The sequence below is a fragment of the Cryobacterium ruanii genome (assembly GCF_004404055.1).
In the GTDB taxonomy this organism is placed as follows: Bacteria; Actinomycetota; Actinomycetes; order Actinomycetales; family Microbacteriaceae; genus Cryobacterium; species Cryobacterium ruanii.
Map to the genome: position 1 here is coordinate 99655 of NZ_SOHK01000001.1, position 9692 is coordinate 109346.

6 protein-coding genes and 1 tRNA gene are annotated in these 9692 nt (G+C 64.7%); 4 read left to right on the forward strand and 3 right to left on the reverse strand.

What is annotated here, in order from left to right:
- The first annotated feature begins 113 nt into the window (after positions 1-113).
- From E3T47_RS00455 to E3T47_RS00465, 3 genes are all read left to right on the forward strand, one after another.
- Positions 114-4844 (forward strand): ExeM/NucH family extracellular endonuclease, encoded by a 4731-nt coding sequence (locus tag E3T47_RS00455; protein ID WP_134553692.1) that lies wholly within the window; start codon positions 114-116, stop codon positions 4842-4844.
- Positions 4845-5005: 161 nt separating this feature from the next.
- Entirely contained in the window at positions 5006-5644 is a 639-nt protein-coding gene (locus E3T47_RS00460; RefSeq protein ID WP_134553693.1) for a hypothetical protein, read from the forward strand.
- 75 nt (positions 5645-5719) lie between these two features.
- Positions 5720-6127, forward strand: coding sequence for a dehydrogenase (locus E3T47_RS00465; RefSeq protein ID WP_241981820.1), 408 nt, complete (start codon positions 5720-5722; stop codon positions 6125-6127).
- 54 nt (positions 6128-6181) lie between these two features.
- Here the strand turns inward: E3T47_RS00465 and radA are convergent, their stop codons facing one another.
- Both radA and E3T47_RS00475 read right to left on the reverse strand, forming a co-directional pair.
- Positions 6182-7546: a DNA repair protein RadA gene (gene radA / locus E3T47_RS00470; RefSeq protein ID WP_134553695.1), complete on the reverse strand. Its 1365-nt coding sequence runs from the start codon at positions 7544-7546 to the stop codon at positions 6182-6184.
- A gap of 53 nt (positions 7547-7599) precedes the next feature.
- Entirely contained in the window at positions 7600-8379 is a 780-nt protein-coding gene (locus E3T47_RS00475) for an SGNH/GDSL hydrolase family protein (protein ID WP_134553696.1), read from the reverse strand.
- 86 nt (positions 8380-8465) lie between these two features.
- Between E3T47_RS00475 and E3T47_RS00480 the strand changes: the two genes are divergently transcribed.
- A tRNA-Ser gene (locus E3T47_RS00480) sits at positions 8466-8555 on the forward strand.
- Positions 8556-8896: 341 nt separating this feature from the next.
- On the opposite strand, the gene E3T47_RS00485 is transcribed toward E3T47_RS00480, so the two are convergent.
- Positions 8897-9532, reverse strand: a complete 636-nt coding sequence (locus E3T47_RS00485) for a tyrosine-type recombinase/integrase (protein ID WP_166805565.1) — start codon at positions 9530-9532, stop codon at positions 8897-8899.
- Positions 9533-9692: the final 160 nt, after the last annotated feature.

Below are 9692 nucleotides of genomic sequence, written 5' to 3' on the forward strand. Positions count from 1 at the left end.
GCCGTCGATAGGCTGCGATGTATTGCACCTGCCGCAGTTTGGGCCGGGGAAACTCTCGACGGCACGACCCCGGGCGCAACGAGACACGCATCGTTCCATGAATGAGGAGATCCATGTCATCCGCCGTCCGTAGCCGTACCAGGCTGGTTTTCGCCACACTTCTTGGGGTGAGCCTCGCGGCCGCTCCGCTCATTGCCGTACCCGCCAGCGCCAACACCGCCGGAACCGGGGTTGTTATCAACGAGGCCTACCTGAACGGGGGGAGCTCGGGCGCGACCTACCTGAACAAGTTCGTCGAACTCTACAACCCGACGGACGCCGCAGTCTCGCTCGACGGCACCTCCATTCAGTACCGCTCCTCGGGGGGAACGTCGAACCCGACCGGGGTCGTCGCCCTGACCGGCACGATTGCCGCTGGCGGACATTATCTCGTGCAGGGCAGCTCGAACGCGTCCAACGGGGCGACCCTGCCCACGGCAGATGCCTCCTTTGGAACTTCTTTCGCTGCCGGCTCCGGCACGATCTTCTTCGCCGACCAGTCCACCGCGCTTATGGCGCCCGCCATCGGCTCGCTCACCGGGCAGACGGAGATTCTCGACCTGATCGGCTACGGCAGCTCGAACACCTTCGAGGGAGCGGCCGCCACCGCGGCATCCGTCACCACCTCGGTGAACCGCACCGCCGGTGGTGATACACCGGCCGTCGACACCGACGTCAATGCCGCCGACTTCAGCGCGGCCGCCCCGACGCCAACGAACGCGGCCGGAGACACCGGCGCCCCGGTGGAACCCGACCCGGACCCCGACCCGACCCCGGTGCCCGACGAACTGACCGCGATTGACGCGATCCAGGGCACCACCGGCACGAGCCCGCTCGCCGGAACGGTCGTCAAGACCTCCGGTGTCGTCACCGCGGCGTACCCGACCGGCGGTTTCAACGGTTTCTACCTGCAAACCGCCGCAACCGGCGGCAATCTGGATCTCGACAGCCACACCGCCTCGCACGGCGTCTTTGCGTACTCCAGCACGTCGACCGCCGACGTGAAGATCGGCGACCACGTGCAGGTCGTCGGTACCGTCGTGGAATTCTTCGGCATGACCGAGGTCACCTTCGGCACGGTGAACGACGTAACCCATCTCCCCGCCACCGACGTAGTGTCCCCGACCCCGGTCACCGTGCCGCTGCCGGTTAGCGCGGAGCAGCGCGAAACCCTCGAGGGCATGCTGCTCGCCCCGCAGGGCGACTTCACCGTCACCAGCAACTACACGACCAACCAGTACGCCGAAATCGGCCTCGCCGCCGGAACCACGCCGCTGGTCAATCCGAGTGTCACGGCACGGCCCGGCTCGACCGAATATCAGGGCGCTCTCGCGGAGAATGCCGGCCGCGCGGTCACCCTCGACGATGGGGCCACGACCAACTACCTCGCCGCCGCCAACCAGGGCAGCCCGGTCCCGTACCTCTCGACCACCGCACCGGTGCGTATCGGCGCCGCGGTGTCGTTCTTGTCGCCGGTCATTTTCGACTTTCGCAACGACACCTGGAAGTTTCAACCGACCACGGCCCTCGTCGCGGCCAACGCCGCGACGGTGCAGCCGGTGACCTTCGCCGACACCCGCACGAGCGCACCGGAGGACGTGGGTGGGGACATCCGTTTGGCTAGTTTCAACGTTCTGAACTACTTCTCGACCACCGGTGACTCGCTCGCCGGCTGCCGCTACTACAGCGACCGGGCCGGCGTGCCGACCACGGTGAGCAGCGGATGCGCCGCCCGCGGCGCCGCCACCCAGCTCAGTTTCGAACGCCAGCAGGCCAAGATCGTCTCGGCGATCAACGCCCTCGACGCCGACGTCGTGTCGCTCGAGGAGATCGAGAACTCCGCCGCATTCGGCAAGGACCGCGACGATGCCCTCGGCAACCTGACCGCGGCCCTCAACACGGCTGCGGGCAGTGCGGTCTGGACGTTCGTGGCCTCGCCGGCCGCTCTTCCCGCCAGTGAAGACGTGATTCGCACCGCGTTCATCTACAAGCCCACCGCTGTCGAAACGGTGGGGGAGTCGGTCATTCTGACCGAATCCGTCGCGTTCAACGGGCGCGCACGTGAGCCGCTTGCGCAGGCATTCCAGCTCGTCGGAGACGATACGAGCAGCTTTCTCGCCATCGTGAACCACTTCAAGTCGAAGGGGTCCGGCACGGGGGACAACGCCGACCAGGGCGACGGGCAGGGCGCCTCCAACCCGACGCGGGTTGAGCAGGCCACCGCGCTCGTAGCCTTCGCCGACCGGGTCAAGGCCGACTCCGGTATCGACCGAGTCTTTCTCACCGGTGACTTCAATGCCTACGACCTTGAAGATCCCATTCAGGTGCTGCTTGAAGCCGGCTACATCAATCAAGGAAGTAAGAGCGGAGAGTATACCTACGCCTTCGGCGGCACGGTCGGCTCACTGGACCACGTGTTCGCCTCGCCCGAGGCCGATGCAACGGTGAACGCCGTCGACGTCTGGAACATCAACTCGGTCGAGTCGGTCGCCCTGGAGTACAGCCGGTACAACAACAACGTGACCGACTTCTACGTCGCCGACGCATACCGGTCCTCTGACCACGACCCGGTCGTGCTGGGCCTGAACCTCGAGACGCCCACCGCGGTCGAACTCAACCTACTCAACATCAACGATTTTCACGGACGCATTGACGCCAACACCGTCAAGTTCGCGGGAACCGTGGAACAGCTGCGCGCCGAGTACGGCGACGCAAACTCGCTGTTCCTCTCCGACGGCGACAACATCGGCGCCTCCCTCTTCGCGTCGGCATCCCAGAACGACCAGCCGACCATCGATGTTCTCAACGCCCTCGACCTCGCGGCCTCGGGCGTGGGCAACCACGAGTTCGACCAGGGCTTCGCTGACCTCACCGGTCGGGTGGCCGACGCGGCCAACTTCGACTACCTCGGGGCCAACGTCTACAACGCGGGCACGGAAACGCCCGCGATGCAGGAATACGCGCTCCTCGACGTGGCTGGCGTCACGGTCGGCGTGATCGGAGCCGTCACGGAAGAGACACCCACATTGGTCTCGCCCAACGGAATCGCGAACCTCAGCTTCGGTGACCCCGTTGCGGCTGTCAATCGCGTTGCCGCCCAGCTCTCCGACGGCGACCCGTTGAACGGCGAAGCGGATGTGCTGATCGCCGAGTACCACGAGGGTGCCGGAGCGGGAATCCCTGATGGCGCCACGCTCGAGCAGGAACTCGCCGCCGGTGGAGCCTTCGCGAGCATCGTAAACGACACCGCGGCCGAGGTTGACGCGATCTTCACCGGCCATACACACAAGCAGTATGCGTGGGACGCACAGGTTCCCGGCGCTGCCAACGGTGTGACCCGCCCGGTTCTGCAGACCGGAAGCTACGGAGAGAACGTCGGCCAGGTCGTGCTCAGCTACGACATAGCGTCCGGTGACACGACCACGGTGAAAAACCGCATCGTTGCCCGCTCCACCCTGCCCGACGCCGACCTCGTGGCCACCTATCCGCGCGCGGCCGACGTTCAGACCATCACGAAGACGGCGTTGGACGAGGCCGCTATCCTCGGCGACGTGCCAGTGGGGTCGGTCACTGCCGACATCACGCGGGCCTGCGTCGGTGGGGTCGCTCCCTGCTCAGAGAACCGCATGGCTCCCTCAGCCATGGGCACGCTCGTCGCGAACTCGTTGCGCGCATCCCTGGCTGATCCCGTCATTGGCGGTGCCGAGATCGGTATCGTCAACCCCGGGGGAATGCGTGCGGACCTTTCGCTCGCTCCTGACGGTGTCGTCACTTACGCCGAGGCAAACGCGGTGCTGCCGTTCCTGAACAACCTGTGGACGACGAGCCTCACCGGCGCACAGTTCAAGACCGTTCTCGAGCAACAGTGGCAGACCAACGCCGATGGCACGATTCCGAGCAGACCATTCCTCCAGCTCGGTCTCAGCGACAACGTGAACTACACGTTCGAGGCCACCCGCATCGCGGGTGAGCGCGTGACGGGCATCTGGATCGACGGCGCCCCGATCGATCCGGTCAAGTCCTACCGCATCGGATCGTTCAACTTTCTGCTCACCGGTGGCGACAACTTTCGCGAGTTCAGAAATGGCACGGACACGCGCGACTCCGGTTTGGTCGACCGGGATGCCTGGATCTCCTATATCCAGGCGAACAGCCCGCTTTCGCCGTCGTTTAAGGCCAACCAGGCCTCGATCTCCGGTGCTCCCACGACGGCCGTGAACCCGGGCGACACCGTAACCTTGACGGTCGGTAACCTGAACCTCACATCGCTCGGCGCTCCGAAGAACACCAAGCTCGCGCTGCACTGGTCGGGCGCCGACGTGGGCACGGCATCCGTTGATCCGACGGGTACGGCGTCTGTCAGCGTCACAGTGCCAGCCGATGCCGCTCCGAACAGCGTGCTTGTAATGACCGCCGTCGAATCGGGCACCATCGTGCGCCTCGCGGTGGCGGTTGCGGTGAGCGCCGAACCGGGGGATGCGCCCATCGCTGCCCCGGCGGAGGAGCTGACCAAAAAGCTCAGGAACGCGATCGACACCGACCGGAACTCCTATCGGGCCGGGGACACGGTTGTTGTCGAGGTGGGGGTTGAACACGCCGGCGAATACCTGTCGGTGTGGACCTATTCCAAGAAGGAGGCCGACAATCTGGGCGGCTGGTTGGTCGTGGGCGCCGAGGGCACCGTGAGCGTTACCCTCGCGGACGACTTCAAGCACGGCAAGTACAGCATCTCCGCGCAAAACGTGGACGGTGACGTGATTGGCTGGACAAACCTAAAGATTGATAAGGCCAAGAAGGCCTTGTAGTCGTCAAAGCACGGGCTCCGCTAAGAGGCGGGGTCTGCACGGGCCCGCTCGCACCCGGAATCTTGCCGGTTGCGGGTGGGCCCGCTCCCGTTTCTCCAGCAATTGCCCCGACACGCACCGCAGTACCGGCTTCTGCCACCGAACATCAATAGCCTTGGGGCATGTCGACGATCAAGCAACCGGTCGGCCGCCAGTCCAGCAAGGTGTACCGGCGCCGGCGTTTCGTAGTGGGGCTCGGCCTGCTTGCCGTGCTCGTCATTCTCTTTCTCATCATCGTTCAACCGGGAGTGAGCAAGGGCGACGCAGACGCCCCGAATACTCCGGCGGACGAGTCGGCCGCTCCGACGGATGCCGCCACCACCCTTCCCGAGGTGGCCACCGCCGTCGACGGTGCGCCCTGCGATCCGTCCGCCGTGCAGGTTGCGGCCATCACCGACGCTAAAAACTATGCGGCCGACGCACTGCCGCAGCTGTCGCTGAGCCTGACCAACATCGGAACTACCGACTGCGTGATCAATGCCGGTAACGCCAAGCAGGTATTCACCGTCATGAGTGGGTCGGACATGTATTGGACCTCGACCGACTGCCAGACCGATCCGATTGACGCCCAGGTGACCCTCAAGCCCGGGGCCGTCATGCCCCTCGCGACACCGATCACCTGGGATCGCACGCGCTCGGCAGTTGACACCTGTGCGGCCGAAACCCGAACCGCGGTTCCGGCCGGCGGAGCGTCATACTACCTGCACGTGACCGTGGACGGCATCGAAGCGGCCGACCCGGCGCTGATGATTCTGAACTAGGTCCGCGGCATCCGTTCGCTCGTGGCGTGCGCTGTCAGCTGGGTCTCAAGCCGCCCGGCCTGATTGAATGAACGGGTGACCGATACGACTGCCAACACACGTTCCGAGGCGCTCGCCGCCGCCCTGGCGGCGCAAGACGTCGTCGCCGTCGCCTATGCGCTGCGCAACGACTACATGATCGTGCCGCAACTCGTTGTGAACGGCGAGGGGGCGCAGGTGCGGGTTTTCGGCCGCGAAGGCTCTGACAAACGAATGCTGCTGCTCTTCTCCGCGGCGGAGAATTATGTTCGCGTGGTGCCCGACGACACCAACCCGCAGGTGATGGTCTGCGACGGCCAGTGGCTGCGAGAGTTTCTCACGGTGCATGCTGCGACCCTGGAGATGGTGTTCTTCGACATTGCCGGGCCGAATGTTATGCAGGCGGCTCCGGCCGACCTGTTAAAAGCCTTGAGCCCGGAGCTCGGCCAGGAAGACGTCAAATAGCGGCATGTTTCGTAGCGCGCTACCGCCCGTCACGGTTTAGCAAAGCGGCCGGTGCTACTTCCATGCCCGATCGAGTTCGGTGTCGCGCGGCGTGCGGCTGGTGCCGAGGGCCAGGGCGACCGCCGCGTGGATTGACCCGCAGGCGGCGTCGATCTGGGTGGTGAACCCCAGGCGCATCGCCTCGTTCATCCGCTGCTTTGACATGAGCGCCCCGCGCACCTCACCGGCCAGGCTGATCTCGCCGAACGCGACCACGTTGTGTGCCACGGCGAGACCGGTGAACGCCGAGGCGATGGCCAGGGCAATGGCAAGGTCGGCAGCCGGTTCGGTGAGACGGATGCCGCCGACCGTCGAAACGTAGACGTCTTTGGTGGAGAGCTTCATGCCCGCGCGCTCCTGCAGGACCGCGAGCAGCATGGCGACGCGGGCGGAGTCCACGCCGCTCGTGACCCGGCGGGGGTTCGGAGCCTGGGTGTCGGTGACGAGCGCCTGCACCTCGACCGGCATCGCCCGGCGGCCCTCCAGCGCTACGGTCACGCAGGTGCCGTCGACCGGCTCGGTGGCCCGGCTGAGGAACAGTCCGCTCGGATCGGGGACCTCGGCGATACCGTCCCCGGTCATCTCGAAGCAGCCGACCTCGTCGGTGGGCCCGAACCGGTTTTTGAGCGCCCGAATGAATCGCAGCGAGGTCTGCCGGTCGCCCTCGAACTGGCAGACCACGTCGACCAGGTGTTCGAGCACCCGCGGGCCAGCAATCGAGCCGTCTTTGGTGACGTGGCCGACGAGCAGCACCGGCAGGTTGCGATCTTTGGCGACGCGAATGAGAGTGGATGCCACCTCCCGCACCTGACTTGGCATGCCCGGCGAGCCGTCGGAGAGCGCGCTCGACACGGTCTGCACCGAGTCGATAATGATGAGGTCGGGCTTGACCGCGTCGATCTGCCCAAGGATGACCCCGAGGTCCGTTTCGGCGGCAATATAGAGTTCGGGTTCGAGTGCGTTGGTGCGTTCGGCGCGCAGCCGCACCTGGCTCACCGATTCTTCGGCGCTGACATAGAGCACGCGGCTCTTCGCGGCGGCCGCTTTGGACGCGACCTCGAGCAGCAGCGTGGACTTACCGACTCCGGGCTCTCCGCTGAGCAGAATCACTGAGCCAGGCACGATGCCGCCGCCGAGTACCCGGTCGAACTCGTTGATGCCGGTCGGCCAGTGGGCGGCGGCATCCGTTTCCACGTGGGTGATGGGGCGGGCGATACCATCGCCGACGAGGGTGATGGCCTTGAGCTTACGGGTGATGCCGCCGGTCTGGCCGGCATCGACGACGGTTCCCCATTGCTGGCATTCACCGCAGCGGCCCGCCCATTTGAGGGTCGTCCAGCCGCACTCCGAGCAGCGGAAGGAGGAGACGGATTTTGCCATGTTTCGAGCCTAGCCGGGACCACCGACAGACGGCCGTGCGCGCGATGCCGCCTCTAGTCGGCGTCGGTCGAGGTCTGACCGACCGCCGAGAGACGGTTCGCGACTGCGGCACTCATTGCCGGCAGAAATGCCTCGGACCAGGACCGGTAGCCGCGGTCGTTGGGGTGGAACAGATCTTTGGCGACGTGGGTGAGGATGCTGCGAAAGCCTGCCCGCTTAGTCGTCGCGTGTAGCGGAACCACGGTCAGGTGGCGCTCGGCGGCGACCCGGCGAATGATCTCGTTGGCCACCTCCACCTTGACCTCGTTGTGCGGCAGGTGAAAGCAGGGCAGGTCGGCGACGAGGGCGTGCGGCGGCAGCACGGCGAACACGGAGCGGATGCCAGTTTCGAACGCCGTCGGGTTCCACTGGGCGATATCGTTGGCTCCGATCGCGACCGTGACGACGTCGGGCTCGAGCCTGTCGAAGCGCGGAAGCTGGTCGCGCACGGCCAAAGCAACGGTGGCGCCGGACACGCTGAGATTCACAACGCGAACCGTTTGTCCGGTCACCAGCCGGACGTGGTCGGCGAGGACGCCGACGTAGCTCTTGTTCGGGCTGGAAGCACCGATGCCCTGGGCGGCGCTGTCGCCGATCGCGACATAGAGCAACTCGCCGGTTTGCTTGGCGTGGGCGCGCCACCAAGCCGAGTGCACCGGCAGAGTCTCGTTGAGAATGGCTTTCTGCTGCTCCAGGTCGCGCCGCCACCAGGCCGTGCCCAGCGTGATGACAGCCGCGACAAGGGCGGCTCCGGTGGCGATGGCAGAGCGGATGTGTGGGGTCGGTGAGGTCACCCGCTGAGGCTACCCCGCAGCATCCGTGTGTCTGCTGCACGTTTGCCGATTCGCGTCGAACCCCAGTCTCTACTAAGCTCATCGGCGGTACCGTGTCCGAGCGGCCGAAGGTGCGACTCTCGAAAAGTCGTGTGGGGGAGACTCCACCGTGGGTTCAAATCCCACCGGTACCGCCACGAAAAACCCCCTACATTCCAGTGTTCAACTGGGGAGGAGGGGGTTCTTCTTTGCCCGGAGGGGCGTTTTGGCAACATTTTGGCAACACTTCAAAAAGTTTTGGTCACAGAAAACCCGCCATGACCTGATCACACGGAGGTTCCGAGCGAGTTCAGTCCGTGCCGATCGCGCCCGATGAACGCTCGAGAATGCGGCTTCTCACGGCATCCAGGATCGGCACAGCGGTCGTTCTCCGCGTTGCGGGTGGCTGGTCAAAAACTAGGCTGGAGTTGGCTTGCTCATCGTCGTGGAACGAATGCGCGCTTCATCGAGTGCGTTCCCAACGCGATCCAGGTCACCGTCAAAGCGGTCGGCATATGTATCCAGTGTCATCGCTGCGAAGGAATGCCCGAGCATCCCCCTGCACGGCTTTCACATTAGCCCCAGCCGAAATTGCCAGACTCGCCGCAGTGTGCCGAAGGTCATGAGGGGTAATCAACGGAAAATTGGGATCGTCGACCTGGCACTTCTTGAGCGCCGCCATCCACCACCCCCGGCGGCTATCCGGTGGTCGAACGAACGCGATGCTGGTGCCGGTGCCGAAGACGAGGCTGCTTGCAGCTTTGCCGACGCATAAATCCTTCAGCGGGGTCGAGAGAAATCCCGGAAAGGGGACACTCCTTGATTGATGCGATTTTGGTGTGCCGAGCACGAAGGCCCCACCGACACCCACGGCTTTTTGGTGCACATTTACGCGGCGACGGGAAAAATCGAGGTTTTTGACCCGCAGCGCGGTCGTCTCGCCCCACCGCAGAACGGTGTACGCGAGAAATTCGACCATAGTGCTGTTCCGCGCACATTGACCGGCCAACAGTGCGACCTGTTGGTGGGATAGGTAGATGTGTTCCTCACCGACTTTGCGAGGGAGTTTCACGCCGCGCGCGGCGTTGGATAAAACTCGGCGGTCTCGGACGGCGACGTCGAGGATCGATGCCAAAACTCCGCAAGCGCGCAACACGGATGTGGGGCGCATGCCACGTGTCAGCGACGGTTGAAATGTAGTCCAGAATCGACGGTTTAAAACTAGGCCACCCAAGCACGATAGATGGGTGATCACAGTGGAAGATTGGGCTTTGGTTCGTCGCCTTCACTTGAGC